23 protein-coding genes, 1 tRNA gene and 2 pseudogenes are annotated in these 23,230 nt (G+C 67.7%); 10 read left to right on the top strand and 16 right to left on the bottom strand.

The window, feature by feature from the left end; all coding sequences use genetic code 11:
* The first annotated feature begins 7 nt into the window (after window positions 1-7).
* Window positions 8-520, top strand: coding sequence for an NUDIX domain-containing protein (locus tag F4562_RS18060; RefSeq protein ID WP_221207268.1), 513 nt, complete (start codon window positions 8-10; stop codon window positions 518-520).
* On the opposite strand, the gene F4562_RS36675 is transcribed toward F4562_RS18060, so the two are convergent.
* Both F4562_RS36675 and F4562_RS18050 read right to left on the bottom strand, forming a co-directional pair.
* Window positions 517-720 carry a DUF2992 family protein gene (locus F4562_RS36675; protein ID WP_184543194.1) on the bottom strand — a complete coding sequence of 68 codons (204 nt, stop codon included), beginning with the start codon at window positions 718-720 and terminating at the stop codon, window positions 517-519. The genes F4562_RS18060 and F4562_RS36675 overlap by 4 nt on opposite strands.
* 253 nt (window positions 721-973) lie before the next feature.
* Window positions 974-1,738: an SDR family oxidoreductase gene (locus tag F4562_RS18050; RefSeq protein ID WP_184543196.1), complete on the bottom strand. Its 765-nt coding sequence runs from the start codon at window positions 1,736-1,738 to the stop codon at window positions 974-976.
* A 111-nt stretch (window positions 1,739-1,849) separates the two neighbouring features.
* Between F4562_RS18050 and F4562_RS18045 the strand changes: the two genes are divergently transcribed.
* The 4 genes and pseudogenes from F4562_RS18045 (at window position 1,850) to F4562_RS18030 (ending at window position 3,779) form a co-directional block, all read left to right on the top strand.
* Complete coding sequence (locus F4562_RS18045) at window positions 1,850-2,704, top strand: helix-turn-helix transcriptional regulator (RefSeq protein ID WP_184543198.1); 855 nt, start codon at window positions 1,850-1,852, stop codon at window positions 2,702-2,704.
* 97 nt (window positions 2,705-2,801) lie between these two features.
* Window positions 2,802-2,894: pseudogene (locus F4562_RS18040) on the top strand (IS5/IS1182 family transposase); the annotation flags it as partial.
* 62 nt (window positions 2,895-2,956) lie between these two features.
* The gene (locus tag F4562_RS18035) at window positions 2,957-3,169 is read left to right on the top strand and encodes a hypothetical protein (RefSeq protein ID WP_184543200.1); all 213 of its coding nucleotides are present in this window, start codon (window positions 2,957-2,959) and stop codon (window positions 3,167-3,169) included.
* A 31-nt stretch (window positions 3,170-3,200) separates the two neighbouring features.
* Window positions 3,201-3,779 (top strand): hypothetical protein, encoded by a 579-nt coding sequence (locus F4562_RS18030; RefSeq protein WP_184543202.1) that lies wholly within the window; start codon window positions 3,201-3,203, stop codon window positions 3,777-3,779.
* A gap of 337 nt (window positions 3,780-4,116) precedes the next feature.
* On the opposite strand, the gene F4562_RS18025 is transcribed toward F4562_RS18030, so the two are convergent.
* From F4562_RS18025 to F4562_RS18015, 3 genes are all read right to left on the bottom strand, one after another.
* Window positions 4,117-4,857: a hypothetical protein gene (locus tag F4562_RS18025; protein WP_184543204.1), complete on the bottom strand. Its 741-nt coding sequence runs from the start codon at window positions 4,855-4,857 to the stop codon at window positions 4,117-4,119.
* 316 nt (window positions 4,858-5,173) lie between these two features.
* On the bottom strand, window positions 5,174-5,674 hold the full coding sequence (locus tag F4562_RS18020; protein WP_184543205.1) for a hypothetical protein: 501 nt from the start codon (window positions 5,672-5,674) through the stop codon (window positions 5,174-5,176).
* The gene (locus F4562_RS18015; RefSeq protein WP_184543207.1) at window positions 5,674-6,000 is read right to left on the bottom strand and encodes a PadR family transcriptional regulator; all 327 of its coding nucleotides are present in this window, start codon (window positions 5,998-6,000) and stop codon (window positions 5,674-5,676) included. Before F4562_RS18015 ends, F4562_RS18020 begins: the two co-directional genes overlap by 1 nt.
* A 283-nt stretch (window positions 6,001-6,283) precedes the next feature.
* On the opposite strand from F4562_RS18015, the gene F4562_RS18010 reads away from it, so the two are divergent.
* Window positions 6,284-6,730 carry a hypothetical protein gene (locus F4562_RS18010; protein WP_184543209.1) on the top strand — a complete coding sequence of 149 codons (447 nt, stop codon included), beginning with the start codon at window positions 6,284-6,286 and terminating at the stop codon, window positions 6,728-6,730.
* A 45-nt stretch (window positions 6,731-6,775) separates the two neighbouring features.
* Window positions 6,776-7,348, top strand: a complete 573-nt coding sequence (locus F4562_RS18005; protein WP_184543211.1) for a DUF6461 domain-containing protein — start codon at window positions 6,776-6,778, stop codon at window positions 7,346-7,348.
* A 73-nt stretch (window positions 7,349-7,421) separates the two neighbouring features.
* On the opposite strand, the gene F4562_RS18000 is transcribed toward F4562_RS18005, so the two are convergent.
* From F4562_RS18000 to F4562_RS17990, 3 genes are all read right to left on the bottom strand, one after another.
* Entirely contained in the window at window positions 7,422-7,934 is a 513-nt protein-coding gene (locus tag F4562_RS18000; RefSeq protein ID WP_184543213.1) for a DUF6461 domain-containing protein, read from the bottom strand.
* 275 nt (window positions 7,935-8,209) lie between these two features.
* Window positions 8,210-8,617, bottom strand: coding sequence for a hypothetical protein (locus F4562_RS17995; protein WP_184543215.1), 408 nt, complete (start codon window positions 8,615-8,617; stop codon window positions 8,210-8,212).
* Between the two features lie 29 nt (window positions 8,618-8,646).
* Window positions 8,647-9,315, bottom strand: coding sequence for a hypothetical protein (locus F4562_RS17990; RefSeq protein ID WP_311734064.1), 669 nt, complete (start codon window positions 9,313-9,315; stop codon window positions 8,647-8,649).
* Between the two features lie 418 nt (window positions 9,316-9,733).
* Here F4562_RS17990 and F4562_RS17985 point away from each other — a divergent pair, with 418 nt between their 5' ends.
* Together F4562_RS17985 and F4562_RS36390 are read left to right on the top strand one after the other, a co-directional pair.
* Window positions 9,734-10,981 (top strand): hypothetical protein, encoded by a 1,248-nt coding sequence (locus F4562_RS17985; RefSeq protein WP_184543219.1) that lies wholly within the window; start codon window positions 9,734-9,736, stop codon window positions 10,979-10,981.
* 503 nt (window positions 10,982-11,484) lie between these two features.
* Window positions 11,485-12,009: a tyrosine-type recombinase/integrase gene (locus F4562_RS36390; protein WP_311734065.1), complete on the top strand. Its 525-nt coding sequence runs from the start codon at window positions 11,485-11,487 to the stop codon at window positions 12,007-12,009.
* Between the two features lie 66 nt (window positions 12,010-12,075).
* Here the strand turns inward: F4562_RS36390 and F4562_RS17975 are convergent.
* Window positions 12,076-13,316, bottom strand: a pseudogene (locus F4562_RS17975) (IS256 family transposase).
* A gap of 401 nt (window positions 13,317-13,717) precedes the next feature.
* Here F4562_RS17975 and F4562_RS17970 point away from each other — a divergent pair.
* Window positions 13,718-14,317, top strand: a complete 600-nt coding sequence (locus tag F4562_RS17970) for a hypothetical protein (RefSeq protein ID WP_184543223.1) — start codon at window positions 13,718-13,720, stop codon at window positions 14,315-14,317.
* Window positions 14,318-14,455: 138 nt separating this feature from the next.
* Here F4562_RS17970 and F4562_RS17965 read toward each other — a convergent pair.
* The 7 genes from F4562_RS17965 to tmk form a co-directional block, all read right to left on the bottom strand.
* A tRNA-Thr gene (locus tag F4562_RS17965) sits at window positions 14,456-14,532 on the bottom strand.
* Window positions 14,533-14,596: 64 nt separating this feature from the next.
* On the bottom strand, window positions 14,597-16,111 hold the full coding sequence (locus F4562_RS17960; RefSeq protein ID WP_184543226.1) for an alpha/beta hydrolase: 1,515 nt from the start codon (window positions 16,109-16,111) through the stop codon (window positions 14,597-14,599).
* Between the two features lie 133 nt (window positions 16,112-16,244).
* Complete coding sequence (locus tag F4562_RS17955; RefSeq protein ID WP_375782476.1) at window positions 16,245-17,087, bottom strand: PSP1 domain-containing protein; 843 nt, start codon at window positions 17,085-17,087, stop codon at window positions 16,245-16,247.
* Between the two features lie 244 nt (window positions 17,088-17,331).
* Window positions 17,332-18,486 carry a glycosyltransferase family 4 protein gene (locus F4562_RS36385; protein ID WP_184543227.1) on the bottom strand — a complete coding sequence of 385 codons (1,155 nt, stop codon included), beginning with the start codon at window positions 18,484-18,486 and terminating at the stop codon, window positions 17,332-17,334.
* Window positions 18,483-19,238, bottom strand: coding sequence for a hypothetical protein (locus F4562_RS17945; protein ID WP_184543229.1), 756 nt, complete (start codon window positions 19,236-19,238; stop codon window positions 18,483-18,485). Before F4562_RS17945 ends, F4562_RS36385 begins: the two co-directional genes overlap by 4 nt.
* 483 nt (window positions 19,239-19,721) lie before the next feature.
* Complete coding sequence (locus F4562_RS17940; protein WP_184543231.1) at window positions 19,722-20,903, bottom strand: DNA polymerase III subunit delta'; 1,182 nt, start codon at window positions 20,901-20,903, stop codon at window positions 19,722-19,724.
* 22 nt (window positions 20,904-20,925) lie between these two features.
* The gene (tmk, locus tag F4562_RS17935) at window positions 20,926-22,992 is read right to left on the bottom strand and encodes a dTMP kinase (protein WP_184543232.1); all 2,067 of its coding nucleotides are present in this window, start codon (window positions 22,990-22,992) and stop codon (window positions 20,926-20,928) included.
* Window positions 22,993-23,230 lie beyond the last annotated feature (238 nt).

The raw sequence follows: 23,230 nt of genomic DNA, 5'->3' as shown, positions 1-23,230 counted from the left end.
CATTGGCATGCCCGAAGTGATCACCCGGCCGTCCGCGCGGATTCTGCTGGTCGACGATCAGGACCGGCTCCTGCTCTACCGCGGGCTGGGGTTGATGAAGAACTCCGACCACGCCTGGTTCACTCCGGGGGGCGGCGTCAACGACGGCGAGCTCCTGAAACACGCCGCGGCTCGTGAGCTCCGCGAGGAGACCGGCCACTCGATTCCGCCCGAGGAGCTCGGACACGTCGTCGCCACCAGTTCGGGCCACTGGCGTCGGGCCGACGGCCAGTGGTTCCTCTCCGTCGACTCCTTCTTCTTTCTCCGCGGCGGGGAGCTGAAGGTCGACGTCTCCGGCATGGAGGATCTCGAACGGTCGCTGATCGACCGTTTCCACTGGTGGTCTCTGCCCGAACTCCGGAGCACCGATGAGCGGATCATCCCGCTCGGCCTGACCGGGCTGCTGGAGCGCCTGCTCGACGACGACATCCCCAGCGAACCCGTCATCTTCCCCTGGCACCACCCGGACCCCTTCAGCTAGGAACCCGCACGCGCGGTAGACCTGGGGACGGCGGGATTGGCATGCGCGCGTTCCAGCAGGGTCGTTCCGCGACGCAGCGGAAACTGACACAGCTCGGCGTCGGTGGGCTCGCCACCGAATGCGTACCGCGTCGCGTGGATCTCACCTGCCTCGATGATCCCAAGGACTCCACCCCAGAACGGAGCATCGAAGCAGGCCATCGACCTCACTGAGGTGGTCGCGAATCTCTCCAGGTCATGCCGACCACCGGCCTGACGAGGCCGGATTCCGGCACACCGGACATCCCTGGAGAGGGCGGATACAGGCTGCCACGTGGTGACAGCGTCCGGGCTATCAACCGGACCGCGATTCGTGCACCCGCGCATCTCCCCCTGACGCCCAAGGAGATGATCTTTTCCGGCCACCGGCGAGTCGCGAGACCTCCGGCGCTCGGCCGCCCGGCGGGGAGTCCGGCTATCTGCCGTGCGGGTCGGACGCGTTGAGCGTCTCGACGACCTGGTCGTAGTCACCGCGAGCCTCGCCGTAGCGCAGGAACTTCACGCGCTCGACCTGGATCTCCCTGGCGTCGGGCTGCGCCTCGATCAGCGCGACGACCTCCGTCACGAACTCCTCCAGCGGCATCGCGAACTCGCTGTCCTCCTGGCCGGGCAACAGTGAGGTGCGAACGGACGGCGGCTCGAGTTCCACCACCTTCACGGTCGTGTCGGCCAGTTGCAGCCGGATCGACTCGCTGAGCATGTGGATCGCGGCCTTGGAGGCGTTGTAGCTCGGGGTGGCCTTGAGCGGTGCGAACGCCAGGCCCGAGGAGACGGTGACGATGGTGGCGTCCGGCTGCGCCTGCAGGTGCCGGACGAACGCGGCGATGAGGCGGATCGGGCCGAGCACGTTGGTCGTCACCACCGCCTCGGCCGAGGCGAGGAACGATTCGGGCTCGTGCCAGTCCTCGACGCGCATGATGCCGGCCATCGTGACCAGGACGTTGAGATCCGGGTGCTTGGCCAGCACCTCCTTCGCGGCGGAGTCGATGCTCGCGGGATCGGCCGTGTCGATCCGCACGGTGTCGATGCCGGGGTGCTCCGCGGCGATCCGTTCGAGCAGTTCGGCGCGCCGGCCGCCGACGATGACCGTGTTCCCCCTGGCTCGCAGTTCGATCGCGAGGGCCAGGCCGATGCCGCTCGTGGAGCCCGGGATGAAGACGGTGTTGCCTGAGATTCGCATGCTTCCAGCCTGACCGACGGAGCGCAGCGGGTGCAGAGAGCGCTCATCGGGGGATCGGCGATCCCTGGTTCGTGCCCGCCGGCCCTCGTGCACGGGGCGGATACTGAACCCATGGACCGCAGCACACTCGCCGACTTCCTGCGCCGCCGCCGCGAAGCACTGCGTCCGGAGGACGTCGGTCTCCCCTCCGGCGCGCGCCGCCGGGCCGCGGGCCTGCGACGCGAGGAGGTGGCGGCCCTCGCCGCGATGTCGACCGACTACTACACGCGGCTTGAGCAGCAGCGCGGCCCGCGGCCCAGCGAGCAGATGCTCACCTCGCTCGCCCGCGCGCTGCGGCTGACGGATGACGAGCGCGACTACCTGTTCCAGGTGGCGGGGCACAACCCACCGGCGCCGGCGACGGCCGCGACACACGTCGCCCCCGCGCTGCTACGGGTGCTCGACCGCCTCGACGACACCCCGGCGCTCATCCTGTCCAACCTGGGCGAGACGCTGGTGCAGAACCGGATGGCCGACGCCCTGTTCGGTGACAGGTCCGGCTACACGGGCCTCGCCCGCAGCGAGATCTACCGCTGGTTCACCGACCTCTCCGAGCGGCTGCGCTACCCCGAGGACGACCGCGACAGGCAGAGCCGCGCGCAGGTCGCGAACCTGCGCGCCGCCTACGGATCGATGGGCCCCCGGTCCCGGGCCGGCGAACTCGTCCGGGCACTGCAGAAGGCGAGCGCGGAGTTCGCCGAGCTGTGGGACCGGCACGAGGTCGCCAAGCGCTTCGAGGACCACAAGACGCTCATCCATCCCGAACTCGGCCCGATCGAACTGGACTGCCAGGTGCTGTTCACCGAGGACCAGTCCCAGGCCCTGCTCGTGCTCACCGCTCCCCCGCGCACCGAGGGCCACGAGAAGCTGCGACTGCTCGCCGTCCTGGGACAGGAGCACTTCGCTCCGTCCCGAGGAGACCGTTGACGCCCACGGACGCCGGGTGCCTCACCTGACACCGCAGGCCAGGTCGCTGTACTCGATCGCGAATGTCCCACCGGCAGCGATCCGCGATCACGACCGCCGCAGTCACCGCCGCCGGCTGCGGAGACGTGAGATCACTCCGGTCATCGCCCGCCGCGGCACCCCGCACGGCTCCGGGCTGGGCGTCATCCGATGATGTCGGGTCAGGTCCGAGGCTGAGCGTCCCGTACCCGGTCGCGTCCTGGAGAGGGCGAAGTGATCGTGCACTTTGCCGAAGAACACTTCCCGGTGTGGGCATCCGGCCTGGTCGAGAGCGAGCAACCGGTCAGCCGCCCTACGCCCGAGGCGGTGCTCTTCGGCGAACTCCACGGCCCGGACGCGAAACGCCTCGTCCAGGTTCACGAACGTGTTGTCCAGATCGAAGAGCGCGAGGCGTTGCCCGGCCACCATCCTGCGGACAGACTGTGACCACGGTGAAGATCGACATCAGGATGGCGTCATGATCGAGAACCCGCCCGGGTGGCGTTTCCTCACCGCGGTGACGATCGCGGCGTTCATCAGCCTGTGGTGGTCCAGCGTGCCCTTCCCGTACTTCGAGGGACTGATCTTCGGGTTCTTCGTCTGGGTGCCGCTGAGCTTCTACTGGATCATCCGACTGTGTGCGGCCTTCTGGAACGGCCGGCGGAGACTGTCGATGAAGCCGCTCCTGCGCTGGCTGCCTGCTCCCCTCATCGTGCTCGCCGTGTGGGGCGTCATCCACCTGGACGGCTCCTTCCGGGTGCGCTTCACGCTCTCGCAGTCCAGCATGGAGCAGTACGCCAGATCGATCATCGGCGGTGGCGGGCACGCCGATCCCGGCTGCCGATGGACGGGTGCGTATCACGTCTGCGGACGTTACGTGGGCGAGGACGAGGGTGTTCCTCCCACCGCGCAGCTCGATGTGAGCGACTGGCCCTTGGCTCCGTCACGATGCTTCGCCTGGACGCCCGACGGCCGGCTTCGTGCCGAGGATTACGAGTACGGGCTCAGGCATCTCACCGGCTCATGGTGGGGATGCAGGGAATGGGACGGATGGTGAGGATATAGGGGATACGGACTGGTGGATCGCCCGTGAAGGCGGTGGTGCTGTACGGCGCTCCGCGCAACACGCTGCGGCCCTGTTGTCATCCGGCTCGCCGGAAAGGTTCCGGGACCGGATCAAGCACCCCTGGCCACGGCCTGCCGTCGCCGTACGGGCTCATCACCTCAGTCCGGACTGCACGGCCGGCGCGAGCAGGCCGTGCTTCATCGAGGCGGCGAGGTGTTCCGTGGCCAGGCTCCATGTCGGCCGTTTCGGCCTGCTGATCGTCATGGTCTGTGCGGTCGGCGGGCGACGACTTGACGGGGCAGCCGCGAGCCCACGCCATCAGCCCCTGCTATTCGTCAGGCAACAGGTACCGCCAGGAGAGCACGAAAAGTGCCCCCGAACCGGTCTTGAAGAGTGACCGGCCGTACTGCTGTCCAGCAGGCACCGCCTTGGTGATCGCACTCACCGCCGCCCCCTCGACGTCCTTCTGCCAGATCGGCTCCACCGTGCCCGAAGGCTCCGGGACCCCTGCGGGCCACGGCGCCGGCTTGCCCTCCGCCGAGGTGACCCCTTCGGCGACCACGCGGACGCGGGTGGCGACGTAATCGGTGCCCGCGGTGGCGGCCCGGGTCGCCAAGCCGTCCATCAGCTTCTTCGCCTCCGAGAGCTCCTTCGGGTAGAAGTCCGCGACCTGGTCCAGAGCCGGGGCACGGACCTCCAGCATCTTTCCGTCCTTCCCCCGTACCCCGAGGACGGTGGTCGGCACGTCCGTCACGGCCGGCGCACCCGGCTTGGGCTCCGCGGTCGGCGGCTGCCCGGTCAGATACGTCTCCATCGACGCAACCGTCTCGCCCGTCTCGGCATCGGTGAGCTTCAGTTGCTTGCTCGCGTCAACGATCGCCAGGCCGTCGCTGTACAGCACCACCTTCGGCGGACGCAGCGCGTTCATGGTCACGGTCACGAACCCGCCTTCGGCACCCCACAACGCAACCCGCTTCGCCGGCCCGTCATCAACCGGGGTCGCCGATGTATCCGATTCCGCTCCTCCGCAGGCCGCCGTCAGGGACAACAGCGCCACGAGCATGGTCATTCTTAGTCTCATGCCCCACAAACGTACGTTTCCCTCAGGTGGTTCACCCGACTTCCTCAGGTGGTTCAACCGACGTCGTTCAAGGTCAGGCGGATCCACCGGCAAGGGCGACCACCGGCCCGGCGAGATCGTCGCGGTCGCCTCCCGCCCCAGCACCTTCCGGTCGAGCACCACCGGCGAGCAGCGAAACATCACGGACGAATGTACAGCTGTGTCTCTGGATCACATCCATGTCGTCGCAGGCAGACCCGTTGGCGACGACTGGGCCGCCGTCCCGGGTCGCCTGGATGGGACGGCCGCGTCAGACCGCCTCAGGTCATGAGGCGTCGATACGCTCAAGCCCGTACCAGTCACGTGCCCGACGTCTGGTCGCGCTCGCGCTCCGGGCGGCGAGCCCGAACGCCACGGGGATCGGCCAGTTCAGCAGATCCACACCGTGAGCATGCAGGAACTCCTCAACACCGAGGAACTCGTTGATGCCAGTGAGCAGCGGAATGATCAGCATGAACCGCAGGAACGGGGTGTGGAAGAAGTACAGCGTGCTGTGGAGGTCGTCGCGGACCCACATCCGGTACTGGTCGGGCACGAGCCTGCCGAACAGCCGGTAGCCGATCCACTGCCCCGCAGGGGGGCGGTCCCCGATCCGGGTGAGCAGCCCGCCCCGGACGATGTCGAGGCTGTCGCGCAGGGTGGGTCGCGTCTGCCCGGGTGCGGCGAGGTCCAGCAGGGTGCCCAGCAGCTCCTGGCCCCGGTGCTCGCGGAAGCGCGGCGAGTAGGCGCGCATCAGCAGGCGGCAGCGCCGCTCGTAGGCGTCCATCACCCTCCCGTCCCGGGCTGGAGGCGGAGTCGGCGCTGCGCGGTGGCGGCCAGGCGGGCGAGCCGGACGGTCTCCTCGGCCAGGACTTCCCGCCCGTGCCCGGTCAGGTCGTAGTAGCGGCGGTGGCGGCCGTCGACGACCTCTTCCCCGACCACGGCGACCAGGCCGTCCCCGGCCAGCCGGTCCAGGGCGCCGTACAGGGTGCCCGCCCCCAACCGGACGCGGCCCTCCGACAGCTCCTGGACGGCTTTGATCACCCCGTAGCCGTGGAGCGGGCCGTCGGAGAGCGCCAGGAGCACGAGGTAGCTCTGCTCACGTAGTGCCATAGCCGATATATATCGCCAGGCGAACTATTGAGCAAGGTCAGTTTCCGGTTCCGCGAGCCACAGAACACACCCCCGTGTCAGCTCAGTCCCATGTCGGGACCGCCCACTTCCCAGGCGGGGCGATCGACCCGGTCGGGTGTCGAACGCCATGGCCGGAGGGCGGTGGACGGTGGCCGGGATGAGTCCGTGTGCGGTGGTCGAAACGAGCCCGTGTGCGGGGACGTCGCTGTCAGCGCTCCGCCGCGGACTGCAGAGGCCGCTTCGGTCATAGGATCATGTGCTCATGTCAGTGACCGAGTTCACCGACGTGACCACGGACAAAGATCGTGGCGTCACTCCCAGGACAGGGCTGTACGAGTTCTGGACCGACGAGGGCGCCCACGTCTACCTCCACGACACCGACTTCAGTTACCTGACCTATCAGCCCGGCAGGCCGCCGATGCTGGAGCTGGAGTTCGTCCATGACCCATGGTGGGCTCCGCCCGAGCTGGCGACGATGCCTGTCGTGGTCTTCCGGTTCGAGGATGTCCGAATCATCGAGTGGTGCGAGAATCAGGAAGGCCATGACTGCGTGACCGCCCGGCCCGACGCCCCACCTGGTCAGGTCGACTGCTTCGACTGGGACGGCAACGACCTGCCCGTATTGGACATCTTCACGTTGCGCTTGACCTTTCGCGCGTCGCGAGTAGCAGTGGCAGTGCGCACGAAGCAGAACGAGGAACCCAGCTGACGACCGGGTTCTGTGCCTGTCGGTGGCGGCTGGCAGCATGACGAAATGATCATGCAGCCCCCCGGCGTCTCCTGGCTCCGCGGCGAATACGCCGAGGAGTGCTACAGCTTCATCTACATCCGTGCCACGCCCGAACAGGTGGTCGCCCGCCTCGGCGGTCGATGGGAGGACCTCACGCCGGGCCCCTTCCCCGACGACCCGGATCACTACCCATGCTCTGGGGAGCCTCTCGGCGTCACCTCCATCGGCGATTGGACGTTCGTTTTCGACCCTGACTGGCTCGGCACCTGTGAAGACGTGATCACTGAACTCTCCGAGGGCACCCGCCTCGTCTCCCAGGCCGCACTGGCCATCAAGGGCCTGGACTACTTCTACTGGTGCGAGGACGGCGAGATCCGATTCACCTGGGGAGTCGATGATGAACATCTGAGGGAGACCCCGGACGAACTCGTGGACACGATGGCGGAGATCGACAGGCTCTACCCGTGGTTTCACCAGCTTTACGAGGGGCCGGCTTTCCTGCTCGTCGAGCGCCTGACCGGGATCAAGGTGACGGAGCAACTGCTGAAGGGCTCAACGTTCATGTGGGGCGTCGTCCCAGGACCAACCAAGTCGTAACGCTGGCCGACAGTGAGCCTTTCTCATCTGGTGCCGCGGGTCATCGCCGGTCAGGGCAGGCAATCGAGCACCATCAGTACTCAACGAAGCCGTGAGCGGTCACGATGCGGCTGGAAGCGTTCGGCCGTACTCCAGTGATGCGCTCGGCCAGCTGCCGTGCCGCGGCGAGCCCGCCCTCTGAGTTGCCGTGGACCAGGCCGAGTTCGATCCGGTCGGACAGGTAGTCCGCCTGGGCGTCATCCGTGGGATGAGGGATCAGCGGGTCGAACGACAGGACCTTACGGCCGTCCGCGTAGTGAACGAAGTCCGCGACCCTGTTGACGTTGACGAAGACGCTCGCCGTGACCGTTCCGACCGACAGGGGCCGCAGGACCTCGTCCAGCGTGCCGGCGAAGCCGTTGAGCTCGCTCAGAACGGTGCCGCCTTCGGCTGGATGCGCACAGATGAGGCCCTCATCGATCTCGCCTTCCTCGTCGTCACCGTCGACCACCTCGATGCCGAGACGTGCCAACGCCTCGTGCGGGGTGAGGCCACGGACGTGCGTTGCGCAGAACGCATCGTCATCAAGCCAGCTGTAGACGCTCACGGGAATCCTGCTCTCTGTGGGGCCAGATCACGGGAATCCTGCCATGCGGACCCGACGAAAATCGTGTGCGGCCTCAGGAGACAACATCGGCACACTCCAGTGCCGGACCGTGGCTTGCCGCCGGGTGCGAGCAGAGTGTGCCGACCCGCGATGTCCGCAGTCCAGGGCAGCTATGAGCCGGAGTTGTACCGCACCTCTGACACCATGCGCCTGCTCCAGGTGAACCGCAGCGTCATCTACGAGCAGCTGCGCACGGGCCGCCTGCGCTCGGTCCGTCAGAGCCGTGCCCGGCGCATCCCGCGATCCACGGCTACGAGGACGGGCTTGCCTTCGCTCCAGCCGGCTACACCGTCGAGCACGCCGTGGGTGACTGGCTCACCTACGAGCCGGGCAGGCGAGACAGGTTTCCGATGGAAACCGGCACCATCCTGAGCCGAATCCACGTCATCCCGGCCCTGGGCACCCGTAAGCTCCGCGACGTCAGCACGAACGACGTGTTCGAGCCCGAACAGCGCGTAGGCGTCGACGACCTCGGCCGGTCCCGTCCGGTCGAGAGCGATGAGCCCGTCAACCGCTTCGCGCCCGAGACCGTACCCGTCGGCGAACTCCGCGGTCCGCACCTGGAAAGCCTCGTCCAGGCTCACGAGCGTGTTGTCCAAGTCGAAGAGCGCGAGCCGTTGCACGATCACCACCCTACGGGCAGACCGTCTTCTCAACCGGCGACGGATGGATACCGAGCCGCCGCGAGGTCGTCGGTGAGGTCCTTCATGGTGAGGTCGGCGTTCAGCGCGGTGACCACCCCCTGCGTCAGCGGGCGGAGGGCGTAGACGTGCCGCACCGCCTCCAGGTCCACCGGGACCTCGTAGTAGTCCTCGGCGAACCGCCGGAACGCCTCCGCGGACGGATCGACGAGCCGCGCGAACAGGTATGCCGCCCCATCAGGATCGCTCACGCCGTCCGGGTAGTCGATCTCCCCCACCCGCCAGCGGTCGTCACCGGTCTCCCGCCACAGGCAGGCGGTCACGGCCATGATGCCGTCCTCGTTGCAGAACGCGGGCTCGGCCACGCAGTGGCGGAAGACCTCGGGGACCGAATCGAGCATCCCCGGCCACGGCCTGCCGGTGCCGTACGGGCTCATCACCGACTCGTGGTCGAACCCGCGGATGTAGGCACCCACCGCCGAGAAGACGATGGAGTACTCATCTCCGGAGCCGTCGCGCATCGAGGCCATCTCCTCCCCGGGCCCCCATTCCGCGTCGAAGGAGTGGTAGCGGCTGGACCACTCCGGGCTGAGAATGGCTTCCAGCACCGCCATGGACCGGCACAGGTCACGGAGCACCGGAATATCCGGCAGCAGCCGGGCCACGTCATGAGCAGACACGCGCCTCATCCAACCGGATGCCGGTGACATCCTCCCGGCGCGTTCTCCTCTTGGGCATAGGGGACTACCGGCACTTCAGCAAGGGCGACGGCTGAAACCTGGGCCGACATCATGGGATACTGCCTGACCCGCGGTTCAGCTTCTCACCGGTTCTCGGTATTCCTGGCCGCCTCACACCCTCATGTGCCCTCGTTGTGCCCTGCCCTTGTGGGTATGGGTTTCCTGCGACACCACATCTGACGACCTGGGAAACACCGACTGTATAGCGATGATCGGGCGTTTTACCTTCTTCCGTCTCATCGACCGATCCTGCGAAGGGTGCTTCGCCGCCCTCCGCGGGAACGCACATGCTCGCCCACTCGTTATCGTCCCGCGACTGGAAGGGGTTAAATTTTCCCTCAACATCGGACAGGGAGGCATGAGTAACCTGATGGCGGACATCGGAATGAACGGCGACATTCATGGAGAGCCGGGCAGAGCCGGGCCGGATTCCGGTGTAGAGCGACGCGCCACCCGGCACCGGCCCGGTCGACACACTGCAGTCGTTCTCCTCATCTTCGGCTTATTGGGTTCGGGATTCCTCTATCTGAACCGTGACGACAGCCCTCAGGCGGCACCGGACTGGAAACCCGGACCGTTTGATCCGCCAGTGCAGTATGCATTCACTCGGGAGGACCCGAATTGCCACAGCCGGCCCAGAGAAGAAGAGGACGATGCCGCGCCGGAAGTGATTACATGCAGCGAATGGACACTGCGCGTAAATTACAAAAGAGGCAAAGGAAGGCAAGATCTGGATATCACCTACGGCGCAAGCTGCGGGGGATTCGAGGCTGGGTCCGGTGCCGACGATGATGAATGCTCAAGCGACATCCCCCTTCTTGACGCGGTAAGCCAAGCCCAGATAGAAGACTCTCACTTTGAAGGTGTACCGCTCCGCATCACAGCCGCCGGTCATCATCTTGCATACTTCAGCAAGCAGCGGATGCAGTTTGTCGGATGGAACCTGCCCACCGCGCGACTCAAACCCATCTCACCACGACTGGATGCAGAGGCGCTCGGTGACGTTCACAGCCTGGAGATATCGCCCGACGGCCGGTTCTTCGCCCTTGCATTCTCCGGCGATCAGCCTCGACTACTGATCACCGAATTCGCCACAGGACGGACTTCCACTTTTCCCGGTTTCTGCCATGTACTCGGCTTGAGCCATAACGCTGCTGTCATCGCAGCAAAACGAGCATGTCCGGGACTCGGGGAGGATGATCCCGAAAGCAGCACCGTAACCATACTCAACCACAGAGGGATGGTCACCAGCGAATGGAAGGGAGGGGATTTCATAAACAACCTCTCCCCGGACGGGCGCCTGATGGTGAAGGTGCTCCCCACCTTCGGCGAGGACGACGAGGAGAGCCTTGCCGTCTACAATGCAAAAACGGGGAAGATCGTAAAGAAGTTCAACCTCCGGCTTCTGTCCGAACCGAGCGATGCGATCGGATACGACTGGCTCGACACCAATGAATACATCATCGAGGCCGAGCCTCCCGAGCCTGGCGGATCTTTCGGCTATTACAAGGTCAATGTTCAGACCGGAAAGTCACAAAGGATCAGGGATATCGGGTTGGATCCGGGCGCCACAGTGTCCTTAGGTAAAGTGCATATCGGTAACTGAAGGGACACGTTTCCCGTATACTCCTTCGCCTTCTGATGATCCCGCTCGTCGTCCCCCCGACGGAGCAACGGGGCTGGGACGGAGAGTCAGACTCGACTTGGACGCACCTGTGCCCGGCGTCCCTCCTCCCGCGCCGGTTACCCCACTTCGCATGGTCGGGCTTGAACTGAAGAAACCAGTCTGCTGGAGCTACGCCTGGATGACGGCAGATGAGACGATCAGAACCTCGGCTCGCACTTGGCTGGTCTCTTCAGGGACGGCAGCCACCGACGCCGCTCCGAAAGAGGCCAAAGGCACTGCGTAACCAGAAGAGCCGATGGCGGGATGGCCGGCGACGGCGAGAGCACGAGATATCCGGTGGCAAACCGACCCGTACCGCAGGGCCGTCAAGGCCCGAGGGGCGGAAGCGGTGCGGCAGCCTTCAGCGGAATCATTACGACTACCGAGGGACTTTCCCGGCTCCCCTGATCGCTTGGTGGGCCTGGCGGGTGGGCGGCGCGGCCGTGGCCGGCCGAAGAGCCGCAGCGCGACCGGCCACGGCCGACGCGGGGTGGGGTGAGCTGCTGAACCCGCGGTGGCCTGACGTCGACCTCGACGGTCGGCAGATCACCATCAAGGGCTCGACGGGCGTGGTGACCATACTCCGGGAACAGCAGAAGGCCCAGGAAGCGGAGAAGGCTCGCGTGGGTGACTCCTGGAAGGGGGCGGACAGCGGTCACGTCTTCACGACCGCCTGGGGCGGCCCCATCTACCCGACCACCGTGACGGCGCTCCCGGGCAAGCTCATCAAGGCGTACAACGAACCGGAGGGCAAGGACCAAGCTCCCGCTGAACCGCTCCCTTACGCCCGCCTGCACGATCTCCGGCACATCCACGCCACCACGCTGCTTCTGGCCGGCGTCCCCGGCCACGTGGTCGCGGCCAGGCTCGGTCACGCCGATCCGGCCATCACCCTGCGCGTGTACGCTCACGTGATCCATTCGGCGGAGACCGCCGCCGCTGACGTCTTCGCCAAGGCTCTCGAATAAGAGACAGCGGTCACGTCCAGCGAAGTGGTGTATGAGCCGGCCTTCGCGTGATCCTGTTTCTGCAGGTTAAGCGGTAAGTGTCTGCGGCAGCGGATTCTGCCCCGGTGTGTCGCCGCAGATCAGCCGCAGCCGGATCTTGGCCAGCACGTCCAGTCCCATGTAGCGGCGGGCCTCGGTCTACTTGTCGGTCTGCTCGGCCAAAACCGCACCGACCAGACGGACGATCGCGGCCCGGTCGGGGAAGATGCCGACCACGTCCGTGCGGCGGCGGATCTCCTTGTTCAACCGTTCTTGTGGATTGTTCGACCAGACCTGCCGCCAAACCTCCCGAGGAAAGGCGGCGAAGGCCAGCAGCTCCTCCCGGGCGGCCCCCAGATGCGTCGCGGCAGCCGGATACTTCGCCTCCAGGGCGTCGACGACCCAGGTGTGCTGGGCCCGGACGGCCTCAGCGGCGGGCTGGTCGAAGATGGTCCGCACCAGGGTGGCCACCCACGGCTGCACCGACTTCGGCACGGTCGTCAGCAAATTGCGCAGGTAGTGAGTGCGGCACCGCTGCCAGCAGGCGCCCGCCAACGTCGCACCGATGGCCTCGACCAGCCCCCGGTGGGCGTCAGAGACGACCAACTGCACCCCCGACAGGCCCCGGGCCACCAGAGTGCGCAGGAAGCCCAGCCAGCCCGCGCCGTCCTCGGCCGAGGTCACCTCCGCCCGAGGATCTCCCGGCGGCCGTCGGCGTTGACCACGGTGGCGACCAGCACGTGCACGTTCACCGTCCGCCCGTCCTCGCGGACCTTCTGCGTCAGCGCGTCCAGCCACACGAACGCATACGGGCCGCCGTCCAACGGCCGGGTCCGAAACGCCTCCACCTGCCCGTCCAGCATCTTGGCCATCTCCGAGACCTGGCTTTTCAAGATGTGCTGCACCCCGAGCTGCTCGATCAGCTTGTCGACCCGCCGGGTGGAGACGCCCAGCAGGTAGCTGGTGGCCACCACGCTGATCAGGGCCTGTTCGGCCCGGCGGCGGCGCTGCAGCAGCCAATCCCGGAAGTAGGTGCCCGAGCGCAGCTTGGGGATGGCCAGCTCGACGGTGCCGGCGCGGGTGTCCCAGTCCCGGGATCGGTAGCCGTTGCGCCGGTTGGCCCGCTGGGTGCTGCGCTCACCGTACGCGGCGCCACAGAGGCTGTCGGCCTCGGCCGACATCAACGTCTCAGCCATGGTCTTCACCATGGAGCGCAACAGATTGGGGTCACTGGCCTGAATCTGCTCCGCCAGCCACGCCATCGGGTCCACACTGTTGGGCACGGCCATCGCTTTCTTCCTTCGATCTTGATGTCGCAATCACGAAGGAACACGCGATGGCCGTTCTCATGTCCGGCGCCACGCTTGCTAGCTGGGGAAACTCTTACACCACTTCCATGGACGCAACCGAGACAGCTTCCTCGGATTCTTGAAGTCCCTGATCCTGCCCGGTGCAGGTTCAGGGACTTTCACGTTGAAGTCTGCGGCCGTCGGGTGGGTAACGGACAGCGAGTGTACGTTCAGGTGTGCACATACGAACTGACCGTTCGCTCTCGCCTCGCCTCCGTGCCTTTCTTGACGCGAACGCACGTTGGCATGAGCCGACACCGGCCGACTGGATCAAACGGACCGCCCGTGCCGTTGATCATGCCGGGAACGAGATCGAGGCTCCCGCTGAAGCCGTTGAGGCGATGATCGCCTTCGAGCGGCGATACGGCGGGCTGTGGTGCCCGGCTTCAGGGCCCAACAGGGTGGAGTACGGGCTGGATGGCGATACGAGGGTCTACTGGACGGCCCAGGGATGGGCGTTTTACGGGATCGTGGACGACGACTGGACATGGGGCGTGGAGGTTCTACTGGACGGCCGTGCCGGGATGACCCTCGCCGACAAGCCGCTCAGGATTCTCAACCGGAGTGTCGACCAGCGGCTTGAGGCGCACGCGCTGTTCCTGACCGTCCGCCACTGGCCGCATCTGATGCTGGAGCTGGCCATCCCGTCGGGAATGATCCCGGTCCTGGCGGGCGCGGACCTTCCGCCACCGGTCGATGAGGCCTCAGGACCGGCGGACCTGTGGTGGTTCGACGGAACGTCCGCTGTGCACCTTCACCTCAACAACTGGTGGGCAAAGGATCATGAGATCTGGGTCGCCCGTTGCTTCAGCCAAGACGCCACGGCTCTGGACCGGATCAAGGCATCGTTGCTCAACGAGATGACCGAACTGCTGCAGCTGGGAGAGGTTTGGTGCTCACTGTGCGGACGGCATGCCACCTCGGGCAGGCCATGTTCCTGAACACCGTAGTCCTCGGGTGTTGAAGGCTGGCCTTCCCGAACACTCACCCTGCCGCAGGAGAAGCCACCGCGTCCATGCCGCTGTTAGCAAGGGTGTTAGCAAAAGGCCCCCACCGGTGTCCGGTGGGGGCCTCTGACCTGGAGCCGCCTAAGGGAATCGAACCCTTGACCCCTTCATTACGAGTGAAGTGCTCTGGCCGACTGAGCTAAGGCGGCGTGCCGCGTGTTTCACGCGACCTACCGAAGTGTACAGGCTTCCGTGGAGTTTCCGCGCCTCGGTTCAGCCGGTCTTCGGGCAGCGGGTTCCGTCCTTCGGGACGGTCAGGTTGATCAGGTAGTCGTCGACCAGGCGGTCCACGCAGGAAGTGCCACCCCGGTAGGCGGTGTGGCCGTCACCGTCGAAGCCCACGAGGACACCGGAGGAGAGCTGGGAGGCGAGGGCTTCAGCCCAGACGTAGGGCGTGGCGGGGTCGCGCTGGGTGCCGACGACCACGATGGGCGGAGCGCCGGGTGCGTCGATCTTCTCTTCGGGGCCCGCCTTGACCGGCCAGTACGCGCAGGGCAGCGAGCTCCACATGATGTACTCCCCGAACAGCGGAGACTCCTTCGCCGCCTTCGCCGCGGCCGTGGCGAAGGCGGCGGAGTCGGCGGGGTAGGCCGAGTCCACGCAGTTCACCGCCAGACCGGCCTCGGTCTGGTTGGCGTACTCACCGTTCTCCTTGCGGTCGATGAGCAGGTCGGCCAGCCCCAGGAGCGTGGTCCCGTCGCCCTTCAGCGCATCGGCGAGCGCCTGGCGCAGCGTCGGCCAGGACCGCTGGTCGTAGAGCGGGGTGATCAGGCCGAGGACCGTCCAGGCCTCGGTCACGGTGCGGCCGTCGCCCGTGGTGTTGCCGAGGGGGGTGGCGTCCGTGCGCTGGAGCAGCCGGGTGATCTCCTCACGGGCGGAGGCGACGGATCCCCGGAAGGGGCAGTCGGCGGCTTTGAGACAGTCTTCGAGGAAGGCGTCCAGGGCGATCTCGAAACCGCGCGCCTGGGTGGCGTTCAGTTCCACCGAGGTGAGTGTGGGGTCGACGGCCCCGTCCAGGACGAGGGCTCGGACCTTGCCGGGGAAGAGGTCGGCGTAGACGGCGCCGAGCTGCGTGCCGTAGGAGAAGCCGAGATAGGTGAGCTTGGAGTCGCCGACGGCGGCGCGCAGCAGGTCCATGTCCCGGGCGGCGTCGGCGGTGCCGACGTGCGGCAGGAGCTTGCCCGAGCGGGCCTGGCATCCGGCGCTCAACCGTCGAGCCCCCTCCTCCAGGGCGGTGATCTCCTCCGGGGAGTCGGGGGAGCCGTCGAGGCCGGTGAACTCGTCCAGTTCCTTCGACGACAGACACCGTACGGGTGCGGACTCGCCGACCCCGCGCGGGTCGAACCCCACGATGTCGAAGCGCTCGCGCAGGGCGGGGCTCATCACGTCACGGGCGTACCGGGCGTACTCGACCCCGGAGGATCCGGGCCCGCCGGGGTTGAACAGGAGTGAGCCGATCTTCTTCCCCGAGGCGGGCAGCCGGATGACGCTGATCGGGATCCGCTCGCCACCCGGTTCGTCGTGGTCCAGGGGGACCTGGAGTTTCGCGCACTCGAAGCCGTCGCCGCAGTCCGCCCAGGCGAGCGTCGCACCGGCCACGGCCGCGTCGGCACCGGCGGTGGGAACGGATGAGGAGGCCGCGTTGGAAGGAGAGGCGGCGCCGTTACCGGTGCAGGCGGCGGCGAGGAGGGCCACCGCCGCCAGCGCGGCGGCCGTACGGGATCTCACGCCTGATCCACTCCGTCGATCGGGTCGCCCGCCGGCGCAGGCGGGAGCCGTGGCTCGGAAGTGGACGACTGCTCACATACCAAGCGCATCCTATGTCGATACCGCTACAAACCAGCGGAATATCCCAAAGCCATCACGAAGAGTCCCCGCTCGTGCCGCCGTACACCGCGTCGTGCTGCTTGCGCGGGGAGCACACCGAGGCCGAAGGACACGCGCAGCGGCGGCCCCCCTCCTCCAGGCGGACCACCACGGAGTCGGACGGCACGTTGCGGCCCACGACGGTTCCCGGCCCCTCGGGGGTGTCGACTTTCAGCCCGACGCGGGGCATCCTGCTGTGGGCGTCGAGATAGAGCGGGTGTTCATACTTCAGGCAGCACATCAGCCGCCCGCACGCCCCCGCGATGCGCAGCGGGTTGACCGGCAGGTCCTGGTCCTTGGCCATGCGGACGGAGACCGGCTCGAAGTCCTTCAGGAAGGTGGCGCAGCACAGGTCGCGACCGCAGGGACCGATACCGCCCTGGAGGCGGGCCTCGTCGCGGGGGCCTATCTGGCGCAGCTCCACCCGGGCCCGCAGGTTGCGGGCCAGGTCGCGGACGAGAGCGCGGAAGTCGACCCGCTGGGGAGCCGAGAAGTAGACCGTGTAGACGTTGTCGGTGTCCAGGTAGTCGACGCCGACGACCTTCATGGGCAGGTCGTGCCGCTTGATCAGACGCTTGGAGACGCTGCGCGCCTCGGCCCGCCGCCGTTTGTTGGCCTCGTCCCGGGCCAGGTGTTCCTCGCCCGCGATGCCCGCGCAGACCGGCAGGCCGCCGATGTCCTCGCTCGTCCATTGCGGCGCCCAGACGCACTCGGCCACCTCGGGGCCGGCATCGGTGGGGACGAGGACCTTGTCTCCGACCTTGGGGCGGTGTTCGCCCGGATCGAGGTAGTACAGCCTGCCGTAGCGGGTGAAGCTCACCGCCATGATCATGCTCATGAGGCTCCAAAGCTGGGGGACGGCCTGGGTTCAGCCTATGCGTCCTCCCGGCGGGAGCGGGGCGCCCTACGTTTACGGGGCCCCGCTCCGGACCACCGGCCGATCCGGACCACCAACCGCTCCCGGCCGTCGACCACTCCGGACCGTCTGCCACTCCCAGCCACCGGCCACTCCTGGCCGTCGACCGCTTCGGGCCGTCAGCCGCCCCGGGGCGTCGACCGCTTCCGGCCGTCGGCCGCTCCGGTCAGCGCTGGAGTTCGGCGAACGACCTTTCCCAGCGGCCGACGATCGTGGAGATGTCGTAGTTTCCGGCGGTCCTGAGGGCGTTCTCCGCCATCCGGCGGCGGCCCTCCTCGTCGTCGATCATCTGGAGCAGCCCGGCCGCGAGGGCGTCCACGTCGTCGGGGGGGACGAGCAGCCCGTCGTGCCCCGGGGTGATGATCTCGCGGGGGCCGCGGGGGCAGTCGAAGCTGACCACGGGCACCCCGCAGGCGAAAGCCTCGATGATGGTCATCCCGAAGCCCTCGAAGCGGGAGCTGACCGCGTGGATCGAGGCCTTGGCGAGTTCGCCCTCGATGTCGCCGGTGGGGCCCATGAAGGTGACGTTGTTGTGCAGCCGCAACTTGACGGAGAGCTTGATCAGTTTGTCGCTGACCCGTCCCTCACCGTAGATCCGGAGTTTCCAGTCGGGGCGTTCCTTCGTCACCTGGGCGAACGCCCTGAGCAGCCGGTCGTACCCCTTGACCGGCACCAGTCTGCCCGCGGCGAGCACGATCCGGTTCTCCTGCCGCGACCGGGGACGTGGCCCCTTGGGCAGCCCGTTGCCGATGGTGAACACGCGGGTCGGCGCCTGGCCGAGCATCGTGCGGTAGTCGTGTTCGTCGGCCTCGGTGAGGGTGACGACCGCGTCCAGCTTCGGGTACCAGGTCCGGATCTCCTCGAAGATCCCGGGCTGGTGGGCCGCGAAGTGCAGGTGTTCCTGGCCTATCGTGAGGACCCGCTTACGTGCGAACCGCGCCGCCATGATGTTCAGTCCGGCGCGTGTGGTGATCAGCACGTCGGTGCGGAGCCGGCGCAGTTCCCGGACGAGCACCTCGTCGCTCCACGCGCTGAAGGAGGAGTACGCCCGCTCCTCGGGGTGGATCAGCGTGCTCGGCTGCGTGCTCAGCCGTTCGGCCTTCCTCCGGTACAGCCAGTGGACCCTGGCCCCCTCCCGGAGGTCCACCAGCGAGCGCAGCCGGACCTTGGAGCCCAGTGGCAGGAAGGGCCGGTCGGTGTGCTGGAAGACGCTGATGACCTCGACGTCGTGTCGTTCGGCCATCGTGGTGGCGAGGTCGAAGGTGGCGCGGATCGTGCCGCCCATGCCGTAGGCGTTGAGGATCAGAAAGGAGATCTTCACTGTCCGTCCCCCTCCTCGACGGTGAGCGCCACCGCGAGGCTGTCGGTCTCGGTGTAGTACGGGCGGACCCTCACCTGCCCCACCCGTTGCGCGGGAAAGCGCACCTTGGTCTTCTTGTCGGTGATGTCATCGAGGCGGGTGGCCAGCGGCAGTCGCGCTCCGGCGATCTCCGCGTAGAGGTCCCAGAAGACTCTGCGCCGCACCTGGGTCTCCGCCAGCGGCGCGATCTCGACGGCCCCCTCGAACCATCGCCCCTGGAAGTCCGCCGGGCCGCTGACGGGATCCGGTCCCCGCCTGGCCACGGCCACCAGCCGGGCCGCCCCCCGGATCGGCTCGCCGTAGGCGATCACCCCTTCGACCTGGACGACGCCGTCGTCGGAGGTCACCCGGACCACCTCGACGTACGGCTCGACCTCACGGACCCGGACGCCCAGGATGCCGGCGGGCGTGCGGAACGCCCTGACCTCCCGGCGACGGCGGGTCTCGGCGTAGGAGTGCAGGCCGTCGAGCGAGAACCCCGGATCGTCGGTGGCCAGGGGCTCGCCTCCGCAGTAGGCCGTCCAGACCCCCGCCGGCAGGGCCGAGAGGTCGGTTCCCACGTGTTCCTCGCCCGTCTCCACGTGCCTCAGGACGATCTTCGCGTCGTCCGGCGCCGGCCATTCGATCCGCAGCGTGTCGCCGTCGTCCACGCGGCTGGTCACGGCCCGTCTGCCCGCAGGTGGAACCGCCCCGTGACGGGCGTCGATGCTCACCAAGGTTCCCCCGGTCTTCTCTGCTCTCCCCGTGAGCAGGACAGTCAATTATTTTATAACAAATATTACTTTTTGTACTGCGAATCTTAACGATCCACACCTTCACTTTGAGGGGAGATAGCGGTAAATGGTTCCATCCAATTACAAATCTGGGGATAGCCACGTAGGGCCGGCTCTCTCACCAGCGGATATTCGTCAGCCCGGTCCCGGAAGGGCTTTATGACGTCCGGTACCGGCCACGCCGCACCGCGGGGGCCGCCGGACCCTGGGACACGGTGGCCGTCCGTCACCCCGGACGAGCGGGGAATCCGCGGACCGCGGAGGGAACACCGCAAGAGCCCGGGGCCGCGGAACACCGCAAGACCACGTGAACCGTGGAAAGAGCCCGAGAAGCGGGGAAAGAGCCTGGGAACCGCAGGCGAGGAATGCGAGGATCGGGCGGCGGAAACTCAGGGACGGAGACGAGGATCGGGCGGCGGAAACTCAGGGACGGGGCCGCCGCAGCGAGAGGGTCATCGCCTCGACCGCCATCTGCGGATTGACGTTGGCCGCCAGCCGCTCCCGGCAGAGCATGATCGCGTCGATCCTCAGCAGGGTCTCCTCCGGCGTAGAGGAACGGGCCAGGGCGTCCAGGTCCGCCCGGCGATCTTCACCGGCCAGCGCCACGGAGGCGCCGAACTGCACCGCCAGCACGTCACGGTAGAACGCCACCAGGTCGAGCAGAGCCGTGTCGATGACATCGCGCTTGGTCCTGGTCGCCCGCGACTTCTGACGGTCTTCCAGCTCCTTCAACGCCCCGGCCCCGCCCCGGATGAGGCCCTTGTTGAGCCCCTTGCCCGACGACCCCTCACCGTAGATCTTGCGCAGCTCGGCGGTCTCCGCCTCGTTCAGCGTCGCGGTGACCGCGGCGGCCTCCTCGTCCGCGGTCTTCACCAGCCGCTCGGCCGCCGTCACGCACTCCCCCACACCGGTCAGCGACCCCGGGATGGACAGCACCGCGTCGCGGCGCCTGCGCGCCTCCTCGTCCAGGGCGAGCCTGCGGGCCCGCTCGATGTGCCCCTGGGCGGCCCTGGCGGCGAACTCCGCCACCGCCGGCGGCACGTTCTCGCGGGTGACCAGCACGTGCGCGACCGCCGGGACGGGTGGGGTGACGAGCGTGACCAGCCGGCACCGGGACCGGATAGTGATCATCATGTCGTCCGGGGCGGGTGCGCAGAGCAACCAGACCGTCCGCGGCGGTGGCTCCTCGATCGCCTTCAGCAACGCGTTGGACGCCCCCTCCGTGGCCCGGTCGGCGTCCTCGAACAGCACGACGCGCCAGCGGCCCAGCGTCGGTGCCCCGGCCGCGCGGAGGATGAGACGGCGGGTCTCCTTGACCCCGTACGACAGCCCCTGCGGCCGGACGATCTCCAGGTCGGGGTGGGAACCGATCTCCACCTGGTGGCACATCTCACAGTGCCCGCACCCCTGGTCCGGACAGAACAGCGAGGCGGCGAACGCCCGCGCGGCCTCCTCACGGCCGGAACCGGGCGGCCCGGTGAACAGCCACGCGTGGGTCATCCCCGCGCCACGCCCGCCCGTGAGCAGGTCGGCCGCCGCCGCGGCGGCCCGGCGGAGCGTCACGACGGCGCGTTCCTGCCCCACAAGGTCATCGAAGACTGCCACGGTCCCCAACCTACCGCCGGTGTCAGTCGCGCACGGCGGGGATGGTCCCGGTGACGTCCTCCGCCTCCTGCGGCACCGGGTCGGGCAGCATCTCCCGCACCCGGTCCTGGATGAGCCGGGAGATCTCCTCCTCCGACAGCGTGCCGTCGATGACCGCGTACCGCGCGGGCTCGGCGGCGGCCAGCGAGCGGAACTCGCGGCGCACCCGCTCGTGGAACTCCAGCGGCTCCGCCTCGATCCGGTCGGCGGCGCCGCCCAGCCGGGTCAGCCCGACCGAGGGCGGGGTGTCGATGAGCACCGTCAGGTCGGGGACGAGCCCGCCGGTGGCCCAGCTGTTGATCCTCGTCACGTCCCCGGGGTCGAGGGCCCGGCCCGCACCCTGGTAGGCCAGCGAGGAGTCGACGTAGCGGTCGGAGATCACCATCGAGCCCCGGTGCAGAGCCGGGCGGATGACCTTCTCGACGTGCTCGGCCCGGTCGGCCGCGTACAGCAGCGCCTCCGACCGCGCCGACAGTCCCTGGTGCACCGCGTCCAGCAGGATCGCGCGCAACCGCATGCCCACCTTGGTCGAGCCCGGCTCGCGGGTCTGCACGACGTCGTACCCCTGGTCGCGCAGCCAGATCGCCAGCAGACGGGACTGGGTGGTCTTCCCCGAGCCCTCCCCGCCCTCGAACGCGATGAACATCCCGCGCGTCGCCTGCTCGGCGGCCTCAGGCGCGAACCGCTCCCCGCGCACGGCGGCGACCAGGTCGGCGACGATGGAGACGCCCTTGCGGTCGTCCATCTGCCGCAGCGCGACGATCCCGACGATCGCCGCGAGCAGCCCGCCGACCACCAGCACCAGGTTGGACCCGTCGAACCGGTAGACGGTCTCCTGCCCGAACTTGAGCTCACGCTCGCCGAACAGGCCCGCCACGGTCGGCGCGACCGCGACCACCAGCAGCAGCGTCACCCGGGCCAGTGACTGCAGGAAGGCGAACGTGCGACCCCGCAGGCCGTCGTCGACCTCCAGGCCGATCATGGTGTAGCCGATGATCCAGGCGATGCCCGCGCACGCACCCAGCAGCACGGTCAGCATGACGACGATCACCAGGTTGTGGATGAGCGCGATCGCGGTCAGGACCAGGCCCGCGACGATGATCGACAAGGCGAACAGCCGCCGCCGCGACAGCTCGCGCATCAACCTGGGACCGAAGAACATGCCGGAGGCCATGCCGAGGAAGACCGCCCCGAAGACCACACCGTACGCCGCGTCACCACCGCCCAGCGCGTTGACATAGATCTTGGCGACCCCGACCACCGCGCCGCCCGCGGCGAAGGCGCCCAGCATGCCGAGGATCAGACCGCGGATCAGCCGGTTGCCGCCCACGAACCGCCAGCCCTCGAAGATCTGCCGCAGCACCGACGGAGAGGAGGTCGCGACCGCCACACCGGCCTTCGGGATCTCCTTCAGCGAGAGGATGATGACCGCGGAGACGAGGTACGCCAGCGCGTTGATGAACAGTGCCAGGTACGTCTCGCGGATCGCCAGGAACGGCAGCAGGCGCCCCAGCATGTCGTTGGCCACCGACAGCACCGCGAACAGCAGCGCCGCGACCGGCGCGGTGCCGTAGGTGACCAGGAGGTTGAGCTGGTTGGCCTCCTCCAGCCGCTCCTTGGGCACCAGGTTCGGCACCGTGGCGTCCTTGGCCGGGACCCAGAAGAGGTTGACGCACTCGACCAGGAACGTGGCGACGAGCACCCACTGGTAGCTGCCCACCAGCGGGATCGACAGCACCAGCCCGAACCGCAGCAGGTCGCAGAAGAACATCGTCAGCCGCCGGTCGAACCGGTCGGCGAACGCTCCCGCGAGCGGGCCCAGCACGATGGCCGGGAGCATCTTCGCGACGAAGACACCGCCGATGGCCAGGCTCTGCACCTGGTAGCCCCTGTCCATGGTGAGGTTGCCCGCGAGCGCCGTCAGGGCCAGCAGGTTGAGCCAGTCTCCGAGACTGCACACCGACATGGCCGTCCACAGCTTGCGGAACGGGGCGTAGGCCAGCACGTTGGGAGCCTTGCGTCGTGCGGTGTTCCGGCCAGGCGTGGTCATGATGTCAGCGTATCCAGGTGCTCGCTGGGCTGGGGAGGACGCGGACGAGACGTGGACGCCCGGCTGCCCGCCGCACGAGGGTAGTACGTCCGTCCGGGCCCGCGCAGGTCACAGCGGCGAAAAGAGGCGACCGGCACCGTCGTCCCCGGAGTTTCTCATTTCGGGGTTCCGGAAGGGTGGTTTTGGGTGCAGCCCTTACCCTACCCCGCCCCCTCGGCCGGCGCCGGGCGGCCGAGGC

It is taken from the genome of Streptosporangium becharense, assembly GCF_014204985.1.
Classification (GTDB): Bacteria; Actinomycetota; Actinomycetes; order Streptosporangiales; family Streptosporangiaceae; genus Streptosporangium; species Streptosporangium becharense.
This window is presented reverse-complemented; position numbering and strand designations above follow the sequence as displayed.